We start from the raw sequence: 22028 nt of genomic DNA, 5'->3' as shown, positions 1-22028 counted from the left end.
TTTCCTGAGTGGCGACTTGATTATGGTTGATCGGGAGACAGAACCAGAACGACGCGTCTGTTCCGTGGACTCAGCGGATTGGCATGATCAAAAAGGTTTCTATCGGCGTAGCCGCTAACGGTTTGCAGGCGTCGGTCTGGAAAGCCCGCCTGGACAAGAACATCCCTCGCCGCAACCGCACGGCTGCTGGACAGGCTCCAGTTGGATGGCAAACCGGTTTTGTAAGGCGCCGCATCCGTGTATCCGGCAATGGAGAGGTGTCCGGGGAGCTTTTCAAGATAAGGAGCGACTAGCTTCAGGAGTTGAAGGGCACGCGGCGTTGGAGTAGCAGAGCCCAGCGCAAACATTGGCTGATGCTCGGAATCTGCAATCTCCACATGCAACCCGTCATCACCAACCTTAACGGAAACATGATCGCGCACGTCTGTCAGTTGTGACGGGGCATTCAGGGCTCTAGTGATCTGATCGGCAGCATTCTGGAAGGCCTGCTTGTGGGGGAATGCCCCTTGGCCGGATACGGGCTCTCCTGGCTCGATCTGTCCATCACGCAGAACTACAATCTGTGCGCTGTGCTTTTCCGCATCTTTTTGGGGAAGATGTTTCTGTCCTGATGAACCGTCATCTGGATTTGGCCCCGCGGCCTGACCGGGCTTGACGGCCATAGGGCGATCAGAGGACGCGATGGGGGAGAGATCGGGCATGACGCTCAGTTTGGGTGGTGCGTCCTGCTGAACTGCTATCGGATTAAAGAAATTAGCGATGCCCTTACGTTGCTCTTCTGTTGTGGCATTGATGAGCCACATGACCAGAAAGAACGCCATCATGGCCGTCACGAAGTCCGCATAGGCAATCTTCCAGCTTCCGCCGTGATGGCCACCTTCTACAACTTCAAAACGCTTGATGATGATCCTGCGCTCGTCCTTGCCGTTTGCTTTCGACATGCTGCCTCCTGAGAGAGGTCAGTATGGCAATCAAAGGTTAAGGAGAGCTTTAAGTCCGCCTTGGCAACTGCACACCAGACGGCATTTTCACAACGTCAACGCGATAACAGCGAACATTATGGCCATGGCTTTGGCGACACAGCGTGTCCTGATCCAGCACGGCAGGAATGCGGTGAAGCTCTTCAATTTTTAACCCGAACGGCACCGTGGCAGCCGGAAAAGAAAACAGGCTCCACCTCGGATCTGACCCCAGCACCGGAAGGCTGTTCTGTGTCAAAGCGAGTTGAGATGCGAGACCATACTCTTCAGCCACGAAAGCGGATGCTCCCGTCTCCTGAGCACGAGCGACAAGTTTTTGACTGAAATCGGGCCATCCAGCCGTCTGTCGCTGGATCGGATCTTTAGCGGCGGGAAACGGCAACGGAGAGAAAACGGCTTGCCCATAAACCAGCACGGTCAAGACTATTCCGCTGATGACCGGCCACCGAACACTCCGGCCGGCTTCTATCGCAGCCAAAGCCAGGACGGGATAAACAACAGCCGGCCAGTTTGCCTGCACCCGATCGCCCAGAGCATGCGTGACAAACACAGCGAGAGGCAGAAGGCTTAGCCATGCCAGAAGCCTGTTCCGTTTGATGCACGCCCAGCCACCCAGAGCAAAGAGCCCGAAAACAAGGGGGGTCGCCAGACCAATCTGACCTCCGAGAAGCTCCAGCAGAAACTGGGATGCACGAGCCAGATGCCAGTCGCCTGCTCGTCCGCCCTGTTTCAGCAGGCTGACCCAATGATGGGATGCATTCCAGAGAAGAACTGGGGTCGTCGTGATGATCAAAAGCGGAATTGCCAGCCATGGACCAGCTTGCTTCCTGAGCCTCGGGGTCGTGAGAACTGTAACCCCAAGGGCTAAACCGATCAGAACAGCGGTATATTTTGAATCGAAGGCAAGACCGAGCAAAACACCTGTTAACAGCCACCAGCCGGTTGTTCTGCCCCCTGATGACGAGACGGCTTTCCCGAGTGTAAAAAGAGACACCGAAACAAAAAATACCAGCGGTGTATCCGGCGTCATGGTCGCCGATCCAAGTCCGAGCATCAGCGTTGCATTCAGGAGAAGAACGGCCTGAAAGCCCGATAACGGCCAAGGGCGGGACGGGAGCAGCAGCTTGGCCGCATGGTACAGCGCCCAGCTTCCCGGAAGAACGGAAAGCGGCCCAAGCAGACGCACCCCCAGAGGCGTGTCACCAGCAAGCCATGTTCCAATTCTGATCCAGAGAGCCACCATGAAAGGATGGTCGAAATAGCCACCCTGAAGATGGCGGGACCACACCCAATAGTAAGCCTCGTCAGGTGTGAGCGGCAAAAATGCTGCCAATCCGAGGCGCGTCACAGTCAGAGCAACAAGAAGCGCCCAGAACAGGCTGGCCTGCTTCTTGAAATTATCAGTCACGTCAGCGCCAGATGAGAGTGGAAGACACAGCATAATTCCAGACGACACCGATCACGGCCCCAGCGGCAGACGCACGGTCCCAGTGCCCATGGCCAACATCGTGCAGCACCATACGGGCCACCCCGATATTAGCGGCCGCCCCGAGAGAACAGACGGCGAAGAAAATAATTAATCCCACCCACATCTTCGCACCCTTCAGGCGGCGGTCATGATAGGTCAGACGGTTGTTGAGCAGGAAATTTGTCAGGATGGCAACGGCCGTTCCAACCAGTTGAGACTGAGAAAAATCCATTCCTCCCAGTCGGGCAATCTGCATCACGGCAACATTCACGACCACGCCAACAAGCCCAACCAGCGCAAACGCCAGAAAACGGGATGGCAGCCAGCCATGCGTGACTTTATCCAGAATCATCATTGCGAACTGGAGAAGAACAACGACATCCAGCTTGCTTTCTCCCGCAAGGCGCGGACGGAAAACAAAGGGTACTTCCGTGATCTTCACGGACTTTGGCGCAGACATCGCCAAATCCAGCAGGATCTTGAAACCAGTTCCGGAAAGTTTTGGAAGAACAGTCTGAAAAAGCTCTCGCCGCATGGCAAAGAACCCGCTCATCGGATCAGTAAGGCGGTGCGGCAAAACCGATTGAGCAGCGCGAATTCCGGTGTCTGACAGGAGATGCCGCCAATAACCTGCCAGCCCGGCATTGTCTCCGCCTTCTACGTGGCGGCTGGCGACAACAATATCGGAGCCGGCATCAAGATCTGCCAGCATTTTGGGCAGAACAGTCTCGTCGTGCTGCAGGTCCCCATCCATGACCGCCACATACGGTGCGCTGGACGACAGAAAACCCTCGATAACAGCGGATGAGAGACCCCGACGTCCTACCCTTTTGATGACCCTTACACGAGGATCATTGTTCGCAACTTTCGAAACTCGCTCGGCAGTTCCGTCCGGGGAGTTGTCATCAACAAAAATGACTTCCCAACGTTCTCCTTCAAGAGCTGCATCCAGAGCTGCGACAAGTGGAACAACATTCTCTGCCTCATTATAGCAGGGAACAATAATGCTGATCCGGGCAGGCAGAAGCATCCCAGCGCTAACCGTTGGGGATGCTTCTGCCATCAGATAGGAACTCCAGCCAGATCACGACTGGTATGGATGGTCTGGAGTGTCTGCACCCGCACAACGTGGACACTGTCTGTCAGACGGCGGGTCAGAATGTTCTGGTGGGCAGCATCACGAGCGACGAGACGGACGAGGAAATCTCCTCCGCCACGGATCATGTGGCATTCGCGTGTTTCGGGCCAGGCGCCGACCTGCGCCTCAAATGCCTCCAGAACACTTCCCTTTTGGCTATCGAGACCGATGAGGGCATAAAAATTGAGCGACCAGCCAAGCAGGGCTGCGTCAACTTCTGCATGATACCCTTTGATGATGCCAAGTTCTTCCAGACGCCTGACACGCCTCAGACAGGGGGGAGCGGAAATACCGGCGCGTTTGGCCAGCTCCACATTGGTCATACGACCGTCTGCCTGAAGCTCGGCGATGATCTGCCGGTCAATGGCATCCAGTTCAACGGGGATGGAAGAGAAAGAAGCGTTCATTTGAATCTGACGTATATGGCAGGTGGCAGCGTCCGCAAAGATGGCACATGCGTCTGAAAGCTCTATATGAGGGGTCAAAACACGGACGAGGATCGATCATGCCTGAAATCCATCATACGGACCTTCTGGTCGTGGGCGCAGGCCCCGCTGGCTACACTGCCGCCATTTATGCCGCACGCGCCAGCCTGAAACCGATTCTCGTGACGGGTCTTCAGCCTGGCGGCCAGTTGACCATCACGACCGACGTTGAAAACTACCCTGGCTTCGCGGCTCCCATTCAGGGCCCTTGGCTGATGGAGCAGATGCGTGAACAGGCTGAACATGTCGGCACACGCCTGATCTATGACCTGATTACCGAGGCAGACCTGAAGAACGGCCCGGCCGCAGATGGATACTTTCATCTGAAAGGCGACTCAGGGGACGAGTTTCTTGCACGTACAGTCGTGATCGCAACGGGCGCTCAGGCCAAATGGCTCGGTCTCGAGTCGGAAAAGCGCCTTCAGGCTGGCGGCGTTTCGGCGTGCGCAACCTGTGACGGCTTTTTCTATCGCGGTAAAACTGTTGCGGTCGTGGGGGGTGGCAACACAGCCGTGGAAGAAGCGCTCTATCTGACTCACCACGCTGACAAGGTTCACGTGTTTCATCGACGGGACGGTTTCCGGGCCGAACGCATTCTGCAGGAGCGTCTTTTTGCGAATCCGAAAATTGAAGTTCACTGGAATCGTGCTGTCGAAGAAGTTCTTGGTGCCGGAACGCCGGAAGTGGTGTGTGGCGTTCGCCTGAAGAATACCCAGACGGGAGAGAGCGAAACTCTGCCCGTTGATGGTGTATTCGTCGCCATCGGTCACAGCCCGAATACCGGGCCGTTCCGCCATGAAGTGGCCTGTGATGAAGATGGATATATCATCACGGAAGCCGGTGGAACACGCACTTCGGTAGAGGGTGTTTTTGCCGCAGGCGACATTCAGGATCGTATTTATCGGCAGGCTGTGACGGCTGCGGGCACAGGATGCATGGCCGCTCTGGAAGCCGAACGCTACATTTCTGGCATACCTGCTATGACAAAAACTTGACCCTCGTCGAAGGTTCAGACAGTTTCGTCCCTTCAACGACACACCGCTTAAACAACGCCAGGTGACATGGGCAAGAAGGACGAGGACCGACGCGCCAGCGATCGGGGAGACCACCACATGGATTGGGACAAACTGCGTATTTTCCACGCAGTCGCCGAAGCCGGGTCCTTCACCCATGCAGGTGACAGACTTAACCTGAGCCAGTCTGCCGTTTCGCGGCAGATTTCAGCTCTGGAGGAGGTTCTGCGTGTTCCGCTGTTTCATCGGCATGCACGAGGCCTCATCCTGACTGAACAGGGTGAGGTTCTGAATCGCACCGTGCGTGAAGTCTTCTCCAAGCTGGCCCTGACACAGGCATTCCTGAGCGAAAGCAAGGAACGAGCGGCGGGCAAAATAAAAATCACGACAACCACCGGTTTTGGCCTTTGTTGGCTTTCTCCGAGACTGCATCGCTTTCTGGAACTGCACCCTGATATCGAGGTCACGCTTCTTCTTGAAGACGCAGACCTCGATCTGGGAATGCGTGAAGCAGACGTGGCTATTCGCCTGCATCCGCCGACACAGCCAGACCTTGTACAGCGCCATCTGGCCAATTTCCCGATGCCAATTTATGCCAGCCCAGACTATCTGGATCGGTACGGCACGCCGACAAATCTGCAGGAATTAGCGGAACATCAGATCATCGGCTTTGCCGGGCGTCATTTGCCGCTACCGAATGTAAACTGGCTTCTGGACCTTCTTCGGCATGAAGGGCTGGCACATCGTGGGAGCAGGCTGGCGATTAACAATATTGCCGCTGTTGCCAATGCCATTGCGTCCGGAACGGGAATTGGCTCTCTTCCGCTTTACACGGCAGCGTCTTATCCCAACCTGGTTAGAGTCCTGCCAGGTCAGGCTGTGCCTCTGGTAGAGGCATACTTCGTGTATCCAGAAGAACTGCGAACATCCAAAAGGATCGCAGTATTCCGCGATTTCCTGCTTTCAGAAATCAGCAGTCTCAAGGGCCAGGAATAAGGCACATCTAACACCGCCGCGTTTATCCGCGGCGGCCGTGCCCCGTGACACAGGCATGCTGGGCTGCGCTAGACCGGAAGACGGCTTCGCCGACCGGCGCGAAGCCATTTCCATGCCGGGCATGAGTGCTTTCAACGTTGCTCTTGAGAACAATCAGACCCAGTTGAGAATGATAACAGGGCACGATGCTACTACGACCTTTAGGCCCCTGTAGCGTTTTTGCTGAAGCCGTTTTTTTAAAAGAAGATTCTGAGGCAGCTTTTGCCGAAGGAAGCCCGGTGCAGAACACTGCCCCTATGAAAATCGGGACTATCCAAACATGTAAAGAAGGGGCTTTCCGCATGCCCCCAGAATAACGCACAACGGATCTTAGCGCGCGTCCGAAAACGGTAGCTCTGCTGTTATGCTTCAAAAAGCGGCGCCCAAAACACAGCGAGAAGAATATCCAGTCACTCTGACCCGGCTGACTTCGTTGCGCTGTGATTCACACGCTCTCGCAGCTCTTTTCCAACCTTGAAAAAAGGAACACTTTTTTCTTCAACAGAAACGGTGTCCCCGGTTCGAGGATTCCTGCCCGTTCGTGCATCTCGGCGACGTGGAATGAATGCGCCGAAGCCCCGGAGTTCAACACGATCACCTCGTGCCAAAGCTGCGCTGATCTCGTCAAAAATGGTGTGAACGATCCGCTCGATATCCCGCGTCAGAAGGTGCGGATAAATCGTGGAAAGCTCTGCAATAAGTTCCGATTTGGTCATGACTGCAGCCTATCTGCCTCCGCCCATGAAACTGGCTTTTCAGGGTTGCAGAATCGCAACGGCCCCGTCAAGGCTGCTGAGGGTTAATCGTCCTGCCAGCATCTCCGTGAAGCCTGTTCCAAACACACCTTCAAGCATGGCCCGTTTGCGGGGAAAATCATACCAGTGCTTCTTGGACACAGAAAGCAATGGCATGACGGGATACTGCGCGTCTCCAATTTTCAGGCGCTGCCTGAGCCATTGCCGCGCAGTGTCTTCATCACCCAATTCATCGACCAGACCTAAGCTCAGAGCCTGACGCCCCGTATAGGCCCGCCCATCAGCAAGACTCCGCACCTTGTCCTCAGGCATGTGGCGCCCTTTGACGACCATGGCGACAAACTGATCGAAGAGATCATTGACCAAGCCCTGAAGCATCGTGCGCCCTTCAGGCGTGAGATGACTTGTGGGATCAGTCTGATCTTTCATGGCACCAGACGTAATAGCAGCAACATCAATGCCGACACGCCCCAGCAACGGAGAAAGATCGGGGCGCTGCAGGATCACGCCGATCGAACCCGTCAATGTGGAAGGCAGTGCAACGATATGCTGTGCTGGAACTGAGAGCATGTAGGCAGCAGACGCGCCCATATCGCCCATCGTGACAACGACCGGCTTGACCTGCGCAAATTTCTCGATCGAGTCGTGCAGACGTTCCCCGCCCGTGACACCACCGCCCGGGCTATCAACGACCAGTAGGAGTCCGGTTACTGAAGAGGACTTCTGTGCTTTGCGAAGAGCCGTCGTGATCTGGGAAACGTCATTTCCGATCACGCCGTGAACCACCAGACGCGCAATGTGCGGACGCGCATCTAAACTGGAAACAGTTGAGTGGCTTTTACCAACAGCAATAATAAGCGCTGCAAGAAAAAACAGAAGCGCAGCGCCCCTCCAGAGAAGGAGGCGCTTGCTGTCAGCCATGGATCGGAGAAGCGTCTCTGCCTCTAAACTCATGAAACAGTATTCTCCGACCACATGACAGATAGTGCTTTTTCAGAAAGACAATTCCAGAAAGCCGGGAATTAGTCCTGCTTCTTGGACTGACGCGTCCGGCCAGTTTCTTTCTTGCCTTCGCCTGTTGCGCTGATCTTGCGGCCCAGACCGATTTCGCGTGCCAGAGCCGAGCGACGCTGTGCATAGTTCGGAGCAACCAGCGGATAATCGGACGGAAGACCCCAACGCTCACGATACTGCTCTGGAGACATATTATAAGCGCTCTGAAGGTGCCGCTTGAGCATCTTCAGTTTTTTGCCGTCTTCAAGGCAGACGATGTAATCCGGGAATACTGAACGCTTGATCGGCACAGCAGGCTGCGGACGCTCTGGCTGCGGCTCTTCCTGTGGAGCACCAGCATTTGCAAGAGCTTCATAAACCTGGCGGATCAATGCCGGGAGAGACGCCGCATCCACATTACCCTTGGAAACCTGTGCAGCAACGATCTGCGCTGTAAGCTCCAACAGATCCGGGTGGGATGTATTCTCCGACATAATATCTTACCTTCCATTCAAAATAGCATTTTTACTATGCTCAACAGCGTGAAATCATTCTGCCGAGCCTGTTTGCAGAATATATACCCAATACCACCGAGATAGCCACTCAACTTTAATACCAAATTGACCACACGTTCCTTAAAAAAGAAGTAATCACTTCAGAGCGTGTTTCGGAATTCGCTAATTTTCTTTCCGGGAAGCCTTATGCAAACCGTTGACGCTACACTCTGTTCACCAAGTGATTTTTCAGGATGGCGAACACAATCGCGTAATTTCCTGAGCAAGCGAATCACGGGGCCTTCCATCACTTGGAGTATTAGAGCGCCTGCCGCTCTTTACGCGGCGAAAACCGATCGGGATTTACCTGACACCCCCTCCCCTTTTCGCTTACCCCGAAAATTTGCCGCCCTCATTCCGTCTGTGTTTGCGTCTGATATTCCTGAGCGATTTGATATTCTTTATCGCGCGCTGGAATATATCCGGGATCATGGAAACCCCCTCGAGGCCGACATCATTCGATTTGAGAAGATTGCCAGCACTGTTCGAGAGCAAATTCTTGAATTAAGGGGCGCGTTTCCAGAAAACCGGCTCACAAACTGGCAGATCATTAGAACAGGCCAAGCGCCTCAGTTGATTGATAGTCAGAGATATCCTCTCATCAGACTACGCGTCTCCCCTTGGGTTCTTCTTTCAGATGACACGACAGTTTGCTGGGACGGCCATAAATACTACGTTGGACCGCCCATTGATGGAGCGGGGCGCACTGACGTGGATCTCGTTAATCTTGCCCAGGAAACGGCAACTGCCGGACGGGACAATGCCTTCTGGGCAAACCCCGCGACAGTACATGTGACACCGGATCAGGAAGATATTGAACAGACACCTTCCCTGTCCGAACTGCGGTCCCTCGCCGTGGATTGTTCTCTTTGTGACCTTTGTCATCATGCGTCGCGCACGGTTTCCGGAGAAGGCACGATGGAGGCCCAGATTCTCTTTGTAGGCGAGCAACCCGGAGATCAGGAAGATCTTCAGGGAAGACCGTTTGTTGGCCCAGCGGGACAGCTCTTCGAGCGCGCACTTCAAGAAGCCGGAGGCAATCGGGAACAGGCCTGGATCAGTAACGCCGTCAAACATTTCAAATTTGTCCGTCGCGGCACACGGCGCATCCATCAGAAACCGGATGCGACTGAGGTGGCCTCCTGCGCTCCGTGGATCGCGGCGGAACGCCGTATCCTACGCCCAAAAGTTACAGTTCTACTCGGGGTTACTGGCGCCAGTTCCGTCCTTGGACGACCAATCACTATTTCACGAGAGCGTTCCCGTTACATAACTTTGGAAGATGGCAGTACTGGCATTGTGACTGTCCATCCCTCTTACCTGCTCAGAATTCCAGATGAGGACAGCAGGACACGTGAATACACAAAATTTGTTGCAGATCTGAGAATGGCCATTTCCGCTCTCGCCTAATTGACAGCTTCAGGAGTAAGAAAGCCGCACAATGAGTGGCAGTACTACGTCAACAGGACGTCCGACTCCGAACAGTTCTCCATCAGGTGCAGGTGCGTCAGCCGCTCTGCGGCCCAGGGTCAAGCTGCCCCTGTCATGGATCTATGCGCCATCAGCAGCGACCCTGACTTTTGCTCTGCGAAATACATTTGCAGCCTGTCTCGCCATCGGAATTGCCTTCTGGATGGAGCTGGACAGTCCTGCATGGGCCGCAATGACTGTCTGGGCTGTTGCACAGGCCACCCGTGGTGAAAGCCAGTCCAAAGCCAAATGGCGTATCATTGGAACAATTACCGGAGCGGTCGCATCTATTGCGTTGATGGCAGCCGCGCCTCAGGCACCCTGGCTCTTCTTTCCCATGATCGCCGTCTGGATTGGCGTGTGCAGCGGGCTCGCAACATTCGTAAGTAACTTCCGCTCTTATGCCCTTGTTCTTGCAGGATATACCTGCTCGATCATTTGTATGGATGCTGCTTCCGATCCGGACAATATCTTCACCGTTGCCGTATCCAGAACCACTTACATTACCCTCGGCGTTCTGTGTGAAGCCTTCATGGGTCTGATCTTTGCCACCACTCAGGAACGGCAGGCCCGGATCCAACTGCGCCAGAAGCTGGAGTCTGCTCTGGTTCTCGTTACGAAGACGCTTACGAGTATTCTCGGTGAGGAGCGCGGCGCCCTGAATGCAGCACGCAGGCAGTTTGGCACTATCCTCAGCATTAACGATCAGATTGAATTTGCAGAAGTCGAGATGGGCCCGCATGGACACGAAGGTGACCATGCCCGTGCCGCTCTTGCCTCCGTATCAGCCCTGCTGTCTCGCGGGTTCGGTATGGCAATGCGCCTGCAACTTCTGAACCATGACCACCCTGCCTTCACGCAGGCCGCTGATGAAATCCTCTCGTTCCTGAAAGATTTCCCGAAGCGTATTGCCAATACTGAATCTGTCCCGGATCTTTTGGCAGAACTCCAGCATCTCCGTGATGTTTGCCGCCTGTATGCTGCCCCTCACCGGATTACTGATCTGGAGAACAGCAATGAACCCATTCCTGGAACAGACCCGTTCGATCTACGCCTGAATGAACAGGATACCGAGACACACCTTGATGAACGCGTTCTCTTCATGTCACTTGGAGAATTGCTCGGGGACCTGGAACTTGCCATCAAGGAATACGAGGCCAGCACCCACTCTATTCCAGGCGATCATTTTCATTTCCAGCGCCAGACTCACCGCGACACACGCGAAGCAATTCATAACGGCCTTCGCGGGGCTTGTGCCGTTCTTGTTACGGCCCTGATTTATGAAGTCACAGCATGGCCAAGCGGACTTGGTTTCATTGCCATCACAACGCTGGTCTGCGGCCTGTTCGCCACTAAAGAAAACCCGGTTCTTGGTACTACCGAGTTTTTGAAAGGCGCTCTGGTCGCTTACGTCGTGGCGTGGATACTTGTCTTTGTCCTTATGCCCAAGGTTACGACCTTCGAGACTTTGGCGCTCTTCCTAGGTCCGGCCATGTTCCTTGGTGGCTTGGCAAAAGGCAATCCGTCCACTGCTGGCGGCGCTGCTGCTTATGGTCTTCTCCTCCCTGCAATGTTGGGACTGGAGAACCACCACGTGATGAACGAAGTGGCGTTTTATAACGGCAATATGGCCGTTGTTATGGCGGTGGGCATCAGTGTCCTGGTTTTCAGGACCGTATTGCCATTCAACAGTTCTGATGAACGGCTGCGTCTCCGCAGAATTATGCTGGCTGAACTGCGCGGACTGGCGGATCCCGCACAGACACCTCAAATCAGTATCTGGATCGGCCGCAATACGGACCGTTTCGCACGCCTGATCCGCCATGCTGGCCCTACCCCCGCTCCGCTCATCGAAGCCTGTATTCTGGGGACGCTCGCCACACTTACGCTGGGCCTGAACATTATTCGCCTACGAACCCTCTTGGACCGCGAATACCTTCCCGACAGCGCAAGACGCCCGATCCAACTGGTGCTCCATTACGTCGAGCAGTCTACCCGACGCCATGATAAGGCCGCTCGTGTCGCCAATGCGGCCGTAAGACGACTGCGCGCACTGGATGAGCATGAGACAGATCTGGTCACGCGACTGGAAATGACGCGGGCAATCACTTACCTCGTCGTTATTGCTTATACGATGCAAACGAACGCAGACTTCTTAGATGCCAGCCGCCCATTTAGAGGCGAGCGCAGCCATCTGAAAGTACAAGAGTCCCGTTAGGCGACAAGAGAAGTATGCTTCTCACATAGCTTGGGAATTTTGAAGATTGCAGAGCGATTACAATCTAGTCTGATTTATTCCCAATACCGCGACACAACCCACGCTCCAAGACGGAGGATAGTCTTCGTAAGGGTTAAGGTCAGATACACAGATCTTGGGAATTATGGCGGAGAGGGTGTCCGCCGATGTGGGGCGTCACGGAAAAGCAGATCGGCGCAATAACCTTTGTTTTTCATGGTTTTACAGAAATACATGCCATCCTGAAGAAGCAGATAGACGCATTGAAACCCATCCCGTAAGGTGGGACGGAAGATGGGACTGAAAAGCCATGAGCAAGCTTCCGCCGAACCAGATGAATGCCCGCAAGGTCGCCTCCCTCAAAGACGGGGTTCACGGCGATGGCGGAAATCTATGGATTACCGTCCGGGGCGACACCCGGGCCTGGACCTTCCGCTACAAAAGCCCAAAGACCGGCAAAAGACGGGAGATGGGACTCGGTCCCGCCCGGGATATTTCTCTGGCTGATGCCCGACTCCGGGCAGCCGAGAACCGGCGCCTGCTTCTGGAGGGGATCGACCCCCTGGAAGAGAAAGCCCGGCAGAAGGGAGAAACCGTTCAGAAGCGCACCTTCGCGCAGGTTGCCGAGCAGTACATCACCGAGCAGGCTCCCGGCTGGAAAGACCCGCGTTCGGCGCCCATGTGGCGCAGTTCTCTGGAGCGGCATGTCTCTCCCATCCTCGGCCAGAAACCGATTGGCAGCGTCCAGACAGAGGACGTGCTCGCTGTCCTGCGACCAATCTGGGAGAGCACGACCGAAACCGCAACACGCCTGCGTGGACGGATGGAGCGTATTCTGGACTATGCGCAGAGCCATCACTGGCGTGAGGGTGAGAACCCGGCCCGCTGGCGGGGGCACCTGGCGAACATCCTCCCCAAACCCACGGCCGTCACCAAGGTGGTGCACCATGCTGCCTTGCCCTATCGCGACCTCCCGCCGGTCTACAGCCGGCTCGGCGCCGAGCATGGTGTAGGAGCTCTGGCCGCACGGTTCGTCTGCCTGACCGCCACCCGGTCTGGCGAGGTCCGCAAGGCCCTGTGGTCGGAGATCGATCTGAAGAAAAAGATCTGGACCATCCCGGCCGAGCGGATGAAGGCCGGGCGGGAGCATCGTGTGCCCCTGACGAACGGAGCTATGGCGCTCCTGTATAAAGTCCAGACTCTGAGATCCAGTTCCGGTGAGGACAGTTTCGTGTTTCCCGGTGGCCGGGTCGGATCACCGCTAAGCGATGTCGCCGTCTCGAAGGCCCTCCATCAGGCCGCAGGCACGAAGGATGTGACGATCCATGGTTTGCGTTCCAGCTTCCGGGATTGGGCTGCCGAGGAAACCGACTTCCCGAGGGAGGTCGCCGAAATGGCTTTGGCCCATGCCATCGGTGACAAGGTCGAGGCGGCCTATCGCCGGGGGGATCTCTTCAACAGGCGTTCCGAGATGATGCATGCCTGGGAACGCTTCTGTGCCGGGCAATCCAGTGAGGCGGTCGCAAAGCCTTCGCGCCCCAATCCTGACAGCGCCCCGCTCTTCACCTGGAAAGACTCTGAAACCGGGGATTCAGACGCCTGACCGGGTCTCAAACTTCCGAAAACCTTTCCGGGGTAGGAATGGTTTCAATGCCTTTAGGATCCCAGCGTCGCCTCTGTGGCAAAATGCATGAATTCTGCCGACCGCACTGAAGGCCCCTCAAACGCCCGATGACGCGTCACACATGCGTCATTCATGCGTCATGCTGGCCCGAACACTCTCCGTGACGCGTCATCCATGCGTCATGTCGCCATCGCGCGGACCCGGGATGCGTCATTCAAGCGTCACACGCCGAGGGCGGATCAGGATGATACCCGATCAGCAACTGCAGACCATGGCAATGCGCCATAAAATCGGGCTGCCAGATCGTCCGAAATGGCACGATACCGGGTTTTTGGAGCAAGGCTCCAAAAACCCTTTTAAAACAGTCGCTTAAAACCGTTTCATGTTCGTGCCCCGCCGGGGGCGTCCGCATCACGCTGTGACGCGTCATCCGGACCTGCACGCGCCCCCGTTCCGGGGTCGCGCCGCCCGGAGGGCGGCGGTGCAGAACTCAACCTCTCTTCCTCTCTCTCACGACGGAAAATGATCAAAAGGGTTCTGTCGTTTTTTTGGCTTCGCAAGGGAGGACCGGGCTGGTCCTCACCCCAGAGGGCTCACGCAAAGCGTGAGCTGGAATGGTCGCCGTGCGACCAGAGCGAGGGTTTTCTCCCTCGTTTCCGCTGGGGCTTCCTTCTTTCTGGAGCCTTTCGCAATGACCAGATTAGTCACCGAACTCGACACGCTTTTTGATGCCCACGCCGTGCTTGCGGGCGTCGTTCTTCCCACACTGCGCGACGTGATCGCACAGCCCGGAGCGTTCAGCAGCGACACACGGCTTGAGGGCACGCTGATCGTTCTGGCGCAGACAGTCCGTTCCCTGAACCGGGCGCTGACGGAGAACGCAGGAGACCGGACATGACGTCCTTCCGGCGCACGGACCTGGCTGTCCGCCTGATGGGTCTTGTCTCCTCCCGTGATCGCCCGGACGCTCCGCTCCGGCCGACCGGGACTGCCGTCTGTCTGTACGATCTTGTTCTGTCCCGGGCCGAACCCGTGCCCGTGGCTGAGCGGTTGGGCCTGTGGTTTCCCTGTCAGGAGGCCGATCAGGACCCGGCACACAGACAGGCTCTGCGGGACCAGATCCTGCAGCAGCCCATGCCGTTACCAGTCGGTGCAGCGGAGGGCACTGAAGATGGCGCTTTTCTTTCTCCTGGCCTGCATCCAGATCTCGTTCTGCTCATGGGGGTGCAGGAGGCGGCCTGGCTTGGTCCCTGCTCAACGAAAACAGCGCAGGTCATGACCCTTGCCGATCTGATGCACCAGCTTGCGCCAGAGTTGGCAGGGATTGGAGATGATCCGGAAAGACTTCTGGTTCGGTTTGCAGCGGAAGACCGCTCGGGCGTCCATCCGGCTTCCGATCTCGTCCGCATTCATGCCGCGGCAAGACTGATCGAGGCGCTTTGGACCGGACAGATGCCTGGGAGCGGCCTCCCGTATCGCCTGTAACGCCTGTAACGCCTGACACCGACAGGCCCGACAGCGTCGGCCTGTCCCTTCATTTCATCTTCTCAAAAATCTGGATGCTTCATGCTTCTTACAAAAACCCCGGTCGCTGCTGCGACCGCGCGCCGTCACGCGCGCTCTTTCTTCGAGCCCACGGATGACGATCTCGATCTGTATCGCGACATTAGCTTCAGACTGAAGGCACAACCGCCCTCAAGCCTGTTCCGCTACCTTCAGCCGGCGGGGCGGCATCTCACGCAACTGGGTGATGAAGAACCCGGCGTCTGGGCCTGCCTCCTGCGCAGGGTCGAGCAGCGCTGGCCCGGTCTACCCAGCCGTGGCCGCGTTGCTTCTGACGGAACCCGGTTGAATTCAGCGCTTGAGCGCATTGCTTACGAGGCCGTCAAACCCGTCGTTCCGCGGGATGTCGCGCTGGATCTGGAAATCGCCCTCGACCCGTTGCAGCAGCCGCGGTTCTATTCCGATTTCGCCATCCGTTTCGGGTCACGTGTCATGCATATCGAGATCGTGGGCGCCTGCGGTGCGGACCGCGTGACACGCAATGACTGGGAAGCGCATCTGCTGGCCCAGTTTGACCGACGGCTGGAGGTGTACCGGCAGCAGCGCCTTACGCCCGAGATCTGGTATCTCAACGACCTCCTTGAGCCAGCGCAGTTACAGAAGCGTTTCCTCGCCCTGGTAGCGCAGCTTCGCGCGGGAGGCGGGTCATGACCCAGGGTCCGATCCGGCTGCCGCGCTGGCCCATCACGCGCCTGAAACTGCTCGATATCACGCCGGATCAGAAAGGAGCGCCCTATGCGGGCGCTCCCGTCACGCTGCTGCAAAGGGATGGCTTCGTCGAAGGACGCAGCCTGCTCTGGCTTGGCGCCCCCCGGCGTTCCTTGGGTCGTCTGGAAGAAAGTCTCGATGAGCACGGGCAGCCTGCCCTGACCATCAGCGATCGCCTGTTCAGGGCCCTGATGCCGGTGGATGCGCCTCAACCTTTTATTTTGGCGGGGTTTCACATGTCGTTCCTGCGCCGCGTGCTGGGTGGGCCGCAGGATCGACCGCCTCATGATCTCTGTCTGTACCGGCTCGCACGCCAGCGGGCATCGTGGTTGCGGCCGTGCGGGTTGCAGGAATCCGTTCTCGAACTGCGGACAGACCTGATGACAGAACTGACGCAGGACAGCCCTTTTCTGCGTTTGAACTGCGCAGCCGTGCTGCTTGAAACACTGCTGGAATGGGAGCCGCTGAACCGGCTGCTCGTATTGTCAGGAAATGTTGTTTCTCCACCGCCTGGCGAGGAGGAACCCTTCGGTCAGGCCGCAGAGTGGAGTTGTCTGCCTCAAGGTCCTGCCATGCTGGAAGACTGAGTGACCAGCGGAGGCGTCGACGGTGACTTGGGAAGGTTTGAAAATGCCCTCAGACCCGGACGATGCATCCAGCTCTTCAGCGGCCTGGGTTAACCCCCTCTGCTCGCAACAGCAGAGGGGGCTTTCCCCCTGTAACCTCAGAACAGCCCACTGCCAGTTTTGACAGCGGAGGCATTCATGGTGTGATGCCAGACGACATCGCCGTTGAAGATCACGGTCAGCGTCTTTTCCGTGCCATGGGTGCCCTGATGCAGATCGCCATAGAGCGGAATGAAGTTGGCAGCGTCAGACGAGGCATTGGTGAACGCATAGCGCCACTGCTCATGGCCGCTATCGGTGAACGTGCTCTCGCGCGGGTCTCCGAACAGGGCCCGGATCTGGACCTTGGTGGTCACACCATCATGGATCTTCTGATCGATGGACGCGCTGGTCTCGTTTTTGAGGGCTTCGTTCCCTTCCGAAGCGCAGCCTGTCAGGGCGATCAGCCCCGTGAGAGACAACGTGACGGCAAGAGTTCTGAGAAAACGTGCAGACATGCGGGATCCTTTGCTGTTTTTGCAAAACAGTCGATGACGGGAGAATTGGAAAAAAGCGGGCGACCTGCCGAAAAACGAACGGACCGTCTCAGTCCAGCCCGCGAAGCCTGCGGCGGTCTTCAGCAGCTTTCAGTTTCCGGAGAAACGGTTCTCGTGGAGCCGTCCAACAGCTCATGCCCAGAATGAATGCAAAGAGCGGATGCCAGGACAAAGCCAAGGCGATGCCGCACAAAAGACAGGCACCCACTCCGAACCACGAGACATATCTCAGCAGAAGCCGCGTCTCGTCTTCCTCGGCACCATACTCTTCGAGATAGTCAGCCAGACGGGCCGCGCGTTTTGCTTCGGTCGCTTCGCTGTACAGACCGTCGGTTGAAGACGTCATGAGCGCTTATCTCCCCCAGTGGGCGTGGAAGACGACCCGGATCACCAACACCGTACCCAGCATTAGAGCCGCAGGGGGCAGGACGTCGCGGGCCTTCAGCCACGCGAACAGCCTGACCGACGATCCGAGCGCCAGCACCAGCAGGAGAAGAACGATCAGGACAAGGAGGATGGAGACGACCATGTCAGGCGCCCCCTGACCGGCAAGAACAGGGGACAGACCAGAAGACACAACGGGACAAAGACATCATCGCCAGCTCCTTGAGGTTCCTGTGTGGCAGGACAGCCCTGCACACACGATGAACTCAACAAGCCAGATGATCTACGATTTTCCGCGTATCGTCAATACGGATATGCGCCTATTTATTCAAACAGGTTCCCGTATATCGTGAGCGCCTCAGGGATGAGGCACGCCGCCGATCCAGACCACTTCGCCGAGCAGTTTGAAGCACTCCAGGCGATCGGCCTCAACGTCCTGAGGCGGGTAGCGATGATTGTCAGCAATCACTCGGACCCCGCCACCGAGTTTGGGGTCAAGGCGACGGATCAGGATGGCGCCAGCACTCTCCAGCGCATAGAGCGCGCTGCCCGTCACGGTCGTGACGCTCCGGTCCACGATGACCAGATCACCCGAGGACAGGGTCGGCTCCATCGCATCCCCTGCATTGCTGATAAGGCAGAGAGCTGTGAGGTCTCGGGGAATGACACTCTGCAACCAGTCACGGCCAATCCGCAGGCCGTCTTCATGATGATCATACCAGGGCACAACGATCTGACGGGTCGAGGTGGTCTGGACCGTTGTCGCCCCGGAGGGTGAGCCGCCAGCCGTGCCAAAGGCGATCCAGTCCAGGGACACACCGCAGACCCGGGCCAGCGACGCAAGGGCGGAGAACTTCATCTCCCCGCCATTCATGTAGTCTCTCAAGGTCGTATACGGCACGCCCGCCGCCTTGGCGGCATGGGTGATGCCAATACTCTGCGCCGCTTCGCGGAGGCGCTCGCCGCGCTCGCGCATCAGGCGGATCTGGTCGTCCATGAGTTTACGCTTTCGCCTGGAATGTCGGGGCACGCAGAGGGTCCTCATTCGGAAATGAGGCATGAATACGATATTCCGCTTGATATGGAAGTCGGAAAACCGTATCGGTTGACATCGAAATGTTGCGTGGCCCGTGACTCGTCATCGTCAGATCCTCGCATGAAACCGACATTTTTGTCCAAGGGATTGTCATGCCTGAAGATCCACTGTTGCCACCACCCCGTCCAGCCGGTCTCGAAGAGCTGCATGCCGGTCTGCACGACGTGCTGCGTCTGATCGAGATCGAGCATGCGCTGCTCAAAGGACGCCTCGAGAGTCTGCGGGCGGATACGGAAGGCGCGCGCCTGCTGGAGGGCGTGATGGTGCTCGGGGCCGTGCTACAGCAGCGGATGGGCGGTCTGCTCCAGCTCTGCCGCGAGGTCGGGAAGCTGTGACGGAGCGGTCCATCGGACACAGCACGTCCTGAATCTGCCGTTTGCTTCATCGAAGCCCCGTTGCTCTCTTCCATACGGTCATCATCTCTTATGTCAGAATACTCAGAGCCGTCTTCTGAGCACATTGTGCTGGACGGACACGGCCCTGCGCGTGCGCTTCCTTTTGGTTCTTATCCGTTGACGGACGTGCAGAAGACGATCCGGAAGGTCTTCTTCAACACGCCCTTGGGGTACAGTCGTTTGCGTCGGCCGTTCATTGAACGGTTCAAACGAGACTGCTGCGCAGATCCTGTTGATGCGACCCTGTTCGGGTTGAAGGTGCGGTTTTATCCGCAGGACAACCAGACGGACGCAAAATCGGCGGTGTGTGGCGCGTGCTACAATCATCGTGAGCTGAAATGGCTGCGGCGTCATCTGCCGAAAGGCGGGACGTTTGTAGATGTCGGCGCGAATATGGGGTTCTTCTCCCTGTATGCCGCCCAGTGGGAGGCCCGCGTCATCGCCGTTGAACCGAACCCGGTCCTGTTCGAGCGGCTGGCCACCAATATGAGGCTGAACGGGATGCGGGCCGATCTCTTGCGTGTTGCGGTGGGCGATCAGGAGGGCTCTGGCCAGCTCGTGCAGGTGAACAGGGATTTTGGCGGCGGTCGGATTGGTGCGGGACACGGTGCTCAAGTGCGGATCCGTCCGCTTCTGGATCTTCTGCAGGCCTGCGATGTAACCGCCGTGCATGTGCTGAAAATCGATATCGAGGGCTACGAAGACCGGGCGCTGCTGCCGTTTTTCCGCGAGGCGCCAGCGACGTTGTGGCCTGATCATATCATCATGGAAGACACCGAGCATGGGCGGTGGGCCCAGGACATCTTTCGGGTATTACGCCGCCGTGGGTATGAACGCCGCGCTCGCAGTCGGGGGAATATTCTCCTCTCCAGGTTCTGAGGGGTGCTGGGGAGGAGAGGCTTGTCAGCTAGGAGGGGGAGAGTGGAAGGTCCGCCGAAGAATCTATACAGCCGAAAGTAGACACCTATGATCCTATACGATCAAAAAATCGTTATTTCATTTTTATTGTATGCAATCGATTTTTCATCAAAATATTTTTCATTTTAAGGTTACTTAGAACGTAATCTCGTCGTAAAATCCATATAACAAAAGGAATAAGAATAATCCAAGATACATCTCGAAAGAATATGTTATTTAATGTACTGACAATATTATTTGCGCAGCCATTTATTTTTGGCTCGAGCTCTAAGGTAGAAAAGTTTGTCGTCACCAACAGCGCTATTAAACAATAGAAAAATAGAGCAATAGAAATGTTTTGCGTTCTGGAAACAAATTTCTTTACTTTATTTATTTCATCGTCTGCATCAATAGATATCTCATTTGACCAATCAATAACTCCATGAAACTGAATTTTTTGTCTGTCTATGCTTTTAATTTCATCAATCTGCTCTGTCGATAGGTAGTCTTCTAAGGAGCCGCCTTTTTGTATGACGGAGTTTTTAGCGTTTTCAGTTATTTCATCTTCCCTCTTCTGAATGGAATTTAATTTTTCTGTAACGGACTGGACTAAATTAGAAGAATAATCTCTTAATTTAGAAATATCTTCATCAAATGTATTTATAAATACATTGACGGCATACAGTCCTAGTCCGGTAGAAAATAAGGCTTGATAAGCGCTTAATGTTATATCAGTCATATCCCACTCCAAAATATTCTATCGGATATATATAATCTTTCAGATTTTCAAAAGCCCAATAGGATTTGGATTCAAGATTAAACCTCTTCAGTCTAGGCTCAGAACTCATAGCCAGAACATGATGGTTGCAGCGAGGCAGATGGCTGAGAAGAAGGCGGTCGGGCATCTGTCATAGCGGGTGGCGACCCGCCGCCAGTCCTTGAGCCTTCCGAACATAATCTCGATGCGGTTGCGACGTTTATATTTTCGTTTGTCGTATTTGACTGGTTTTCCGCGGGATCTTCGCCCCGGAATGCAGGGCCTGATCCCTTTCTCTTCCAGGGCGTCCCTGAACCAGTCGGCGTCATAACCCCGGTCCGCCAGCATCCATTGTGCTGCAGGAAGATTGTCCAACAGGGCAGCGGCACCGGTATAATCGCTGACCTGTCCTGCCGTCATGAAGAAGCTCAGCGGTCGTCCGTTCTGATCGGTGACCGCATGGAGCTTGGTATTCATACCGCCTTTGGTGCGACCGATCAGGCGGCCCGGATCCCCTTTTTTAACCGCAGGCTTGAAGCCGTACGGTGCGCCTTGAGATACGTCGCATCAATCATGATGGTCTGAGGCTCGGCTTTGGCAGCAGACAGGCCATCCATCATCCGCATGAAAACGCCCATGTCGCTCCAACGCTTCCAACGGTTGTAGAGCGTCTTGTGGGAGCCGTATTCCCAGGGCGCATCACGCCAGCGCATCCCATTGCGGTTCACGAAAATGATCCCGCTCAGCACTCGGCGGTCATCAACGCGAGGTTTGCCGTGGCTCTTTGGGAAAAAGGGCCGCAGACGATCCATCTGTTCATCCGTCAGCCAAAACAGGTCGCTCATTGCCAGTCTCCTCGCAGAGCCTGAATCAGATTTCCACAATCAAATCAATGGGTCCTGAGCCTAGGTGTTTAGTCCCGGGATTTGATGGGTTGGATTGATGATGAATCTTTCTGGCTCTGAAGTCCAGATTTTGCAGACGTATTCGTAAGGTGTGAGACCGTTCAGGGTCTTGAGCCTTCGCCCGAAATTATAGGCTGCCATGAAGTCGTTGAGGTGTGTCCTCAACTGCTCATGACTGTCGTAATGGAAGCGTTTGACGGTTGCTTCCTTGATTGTCCGGTTCATCCGCTCAACCTGACCGTTCGTCCAGGGATGATTGGGTTTCGTCAGACGATGTTCGATCCCGTGGGCTTCGCAGATCATGTCGAAGCGCATGGGACGCGACCAGGCCGTATTGCGGTTACGGGGCTGATCAGCGAACTGGATGCCGTTATCGGTCAGAATGGTGTGGATCCGGTAAGGGATGATGC

General features: G+C 56.0%; 26 protein-coding genes. 12 read left to right on the top strand and 14 right to left on the bottom strand.

The annotated features are described in order from the left end of the window. Nucleotides 1–20: 20 nt before the first annotated feature. Genes KP708_RS13120 through KP708_RS13105 form a run of 4 tightly spaced genes read right to left on the bottom strand, consistent with a single transcriptional unit; the run spans nucleotide 21 to nucleotide 3993 of the window. Nucleotides 21–941 carry a flagellar motor protein MotB gene (locus KP708_RS13120; RefSeq protein WP_215750821.1) on the bottom strand — a complete coding sequence of 307 codons (921 nt, stop codon included), beginning with the start codon at nucleotides 939–941 and terminating at the stop codon, nucleotides 21–23. Nucleotides 942–990: 49 nt separating this feature from the next. Beyond that, nucleotides 991–2388 (bottom strand): ArnT family glycosyltransferase, encoded by a 1398-nt coding sequence (locus KP708_RS13115; protein WP_371822764.1) that lies wholly within the window; start codon nucleotides 2386–2388, stop codon nucleotides 991–993. Between the two features lies 1 nt (nucleotide 2389). After that, entirely contained in the window at nucleotides 2390–3511 is a 1122-nt protein-coding gene (locus tag KP708_RS13110; RefSeq protein ID WP_252347491.1) for a glycosyltransferase family 2 protein, read from the bottom strand. After that, nucleotides 3511–3993: an Lrp/AsnC family transcriptional regulator gene (locus tag KP708_RS13105; RefSeq protein WP_046902047.1), complete on the bottom strand. Its 483-nt coding sequence runs from the start codon at nucleotides 3991–3993 to the stop codon at nucleotides 3511–3513. The genes KP708_RS13110 and KP708_RS13105 overlap by 1 nt, the downstream gene beginning before the upstream one ends. Nucleotides 3994–4091: 98 nt before the next feature. Between KP708_RS13105 and trxB the strand changes: the two genes are divergently transcribed. After that, nucleotides 4092–5066, top strand: coding sequence for a thioredoxin-disulfide reductase (trxB, locus tag KP708_RS13100; protein WP_215750819.1), 975 nt, complete (start codon nucleotides 4092–4094; stop codon nucleotides 5064–5066). A gap of 117 nt (nucleotides 5067–5183) precedes the next feature. Beyond that, nucleotides 5184–6080 carry a LysR family transcriptional regulator gene (locus KP708_RS13095; RefSeq protein WP_202207593.1) on the top strand — a complete coding sequence of 299 codons (897 nt, stop codon included), beginning with the start codon at nucleotides 5184–5186 and terminating at the stop codon, nucleotides 6078–6080. Nucleotides 6081–6529: 449 nt separating this feature from the next. On the opposite strand, the gene KP708_RS13090 is transcribed toward KP708_RS13095, so the two are convergent. The 3 genes from KP708_RS13090 to KP708_RS13080 form a co-directional block, all read right to left on the bottom strand. Then, a complete protein-coding gene (locus tag KP708_RS13090) occupies nucleotides 6530–6835 on the bottom strand; it encodes an integration host factor subunit beta (protein WP_215750818.1) in 306 nt (101 codons plus the stop codon). 39 nt (nucleotides 6836–6874) lie between these two features. Continuing rightward, nucleotides 6875–7828: a signal peptide peptidase SppA gene (gene sppA / locus KP708_RS13085; RefSeq protein WP_215750817.1), complete on the bottom strand. Its 954-nt coding sequence runs from the start codon at nucleotides 7826–7828 to the stop codon at nucleotides 6875–6877. Between the two features lie 68 nt (nucleotides 7829–7896). Continuing rightward, nucleotides 7897–8361, bottom strand: a complete 465-nt coding sequence (locus KP708_RS13080; protein ID WP_046901389.1) for a MucR family transcriptional regulator — start codon at nucleotides 8359–8361, stop codon at nucleotides 7897–7899. A 207-nt stretch (nucleotides 8362–8568) separates the two neighbouring features. Between KP708_RS13080 and KP708_RS13075 the strand changes: the two genes are divergently transcribed. From KP708_RS13075 to KP708_RS13040, 8 genes are all read left to right on the top strand, one after another. Further along, nucleotides 8569–9831 (top strand): UdgX family uracil-DNA binding protein, encoded by a 1263-nt coding sequence (locus tag KP708_RS13075; protein WP_215750816.1) that lies wholly within the window; start codon nucleotides 8569–8571, stop codon nucleotides 9829–9831. A gap of 31 nt (nucleotides 9832–9862) precedes the next feature. After that, nucleotides 9863–12109: an FUSC family protein gene (locus tag KP708_RS13070; RefSeq protein ID WP_215750815.1), complete on the top strand. Its 2247-nt coding sequence runs from the start codon at nucleotides 9863–9865 to the stop codon at nucleotides 12107–12109. 328 nt (nucleotides 12110–12437) lie between these two features. Next, entirely contained in the window at nucleotides 12438–13730 is a 1293-nt protein-coding gene (locus KP708_RS13065; protein WP_215750814.1) for a phage integrase central domain-containing protein, read from the top strand. A gap of 153 nt (nucleotides 13731–13883) precedes the next feature. Then, nucleotides 13884–14039 (top strand): hypothetical protein, encoded by a 156-nt coding sequence (locus KP708_RS13060; protein ID WP_156315436.1) that lies wholly within the window; start codon nucleotides 13884–13886, stop codon nucleotides 14037–14039. 403 nt (nucleotides 14040–14442) lie between these two features. Continuing rightward, complete coding sequence (locus tag KP708_RS13055) at nucleotides 14443–14649, top strand: hypothetical protein (protein WP_215750813.1); 207 nt, start codon at nucleotides 14443–14445, stop codon at nucleotides 14647–14649. Next, nucleotides 14646–15236, top strand: coding sequence for a hypothetical protein (locus tag KP708_RS13050; RefSeq protein ID WP_215750812.1), 591 nt, complete (start codon nucleotides 14646–14648; stop codon nucleotides 15234–15236). Before KP708_RS13055 ends, KP708_RS13050 begins: the two co-directional genes overlap by 4 nt. Before the next feature lie 81 nt (nucleotides 15237–15317). Beyond that, nucleotides 15318–15965 (top strand): hypothetical protein, encoded by a 648-nt coding sequence (locus KP708_RS13045; protein WP_215750811.1) that lies wholly within the window; start codon nucleotides 15318–15320, stop codon nucleotides 15963–15965. Beyond that, entirely contained in the window at nucleotides 15962–16609 is a 648-nt protein-coding gene (locus tag KP708_RS13040) for a hypothetical protein (protein ID WP_215750810.1), read from the top strand. Before KP708_RS13045 ends, KP708_RS13040 begins: the two co-directional genes overlap by 4 nt. A gap of 137 nt (nucleotides 16610–16746) precedes the next feature. Here KP708_RS13040 and KP708_RS13035 read toward each other — a convergent pair whose 3' ends face one another. From KP708_RS13035 to KP708_RS13020, 4 genes are all read right to left on the bottom strand, one after another. Next, complete coding sequence (locus KP708_RS13035) at nucleotides 16747–17145, bottom strand: hypothetical protein (RefSeq protein ID WP_215750809.1); 399 nt, start codon at nucleotides 17143–17145, stop codon at nucleotides 16747–16749. Nucleotides 17146–17233: 88 nt separating this feature from the next. Continuing rightward, nucleotides 17234–17530: a hypothetical protein gene (locus KP708_RS13030; RefSeq protein ID WP_215750808.1), complete on the bottom strand. Its 297-nt coding sequence runs from the start codon at nucleotides 17528–17530 to the stop codon at nucleotides 17234–17236. A gap of 6 nt (nucleotides 17531–17536) precedes the next feature. Beyond that, complete coding sequence (locus KP708_RS13025; RefSeq protein ID WP_215750807.1) at nucleotides 17537–17761, bottom strand: hypothetical protein; 225 nt, start codon at nucleotides 17759–17761, stop codon at nucleotides 17537–17539. A 165-nt stretch (nucleotides 17762–17926) separates the two neighbouring features. After that, the gene (locus tag KP708_RS13020) at nucleotides 17927–18565 is read right to left on the bottom strand and encodes a LexA family transcriptional regulator (protein ID WP_194254787.1); all 639 of its coding nucleotides are present in this window, start codon (nucleotides 18563–18565) and stop codon (nucleotides 17927–17929) included. 191 nt (nucleotides 18566–18756) lie between these two features. On the opposite strand from KP708_RS13020, the gene KP708_RS13015 reads away from it, so the two are divergent. Beyond that, nucleotides 18757–18999, top strand: coding sequence for a hypothetical protein (locus KP708_RS13015; RefSeq protein ID WP_063904814.1), 243 nt, complete (start codon nucleotides 18757–18759; stop codon nucleotides 18997–18999). Nucleotides 19000–19089: 90 nt separating this feature from the next. Further along, nucleotides 19090–19938: an FkbM family methyltransferase gene (locus KP708_RS13010; RefSeq protein ID WP_215750806.1), complete on the top strand. Its 849-nt coding sequence runs from the start codon at nucleotides 19090–19092 to the stop codon at nucleotides 19936–19938. Between the two features lie 112 nt (nucleotides 19939–20050). On the opposite strand, the gene KP708_RS13005 is transcribed toward KP708_RS13010, so the two are convergent. The 3 genes from KP708_RS13005 to KP708_RS12995 form a co-directional block, all read right to left on the bottom strand. Continuing rightward, nucleotides 20051–20695 carry a hypothetical protein gene (locus KP708_RS13005; RefSeq protein WP_215750805.1) on the bottom strand — a complete coding sequence of 215 codons (645 nt, stop codon included), beginning with the start codon at nucleotides 20693–20695 and terminating at the stop codon, nucleotides 20051–20053. A 105-nt stretch (nucleotides 20696–20800) separates the two neighbouring features. Then, nucleotides 20801–21558, bottom strand: a protein-coding gene (locus KP708_RS13000; RefSeq protein ID WP_215750804.1) for an IS5 family transposase whose coding sequence is annotated in 2 segments (ribosomal slippage) — nucleotides 20801–21237 and nucleotides 21237–21558 — 759 coding nt in all. Because the reading frame shifts where the segments join, the coding sequence is not laid out codon by codon here. A gap of 60 nt (nucleotides 21559–21618) precedes the next feature. Continuing rightward, a partial coding sequence (locus tag KP708_RS12995; RefSeq protein WP_215757194.1) for an integrase core domain-containing protein occupies nucleotides 21619–22028 on the bottom strand: 410 nt, incomplete at its 5' end.

This window comes from Gluconobacter sp. P5H9_a (assembly GCF_018812085.1).
Taxonomy (GTDB): domain Bacteria; phylum Pseudomonadota; class Alphaproteobacteria; order Acetobacterales; family Acetobacteraceae; genus Gluconobacter.
This window is presented reverse-complemented; position numbering and strand designations above follow the sequence as displayed.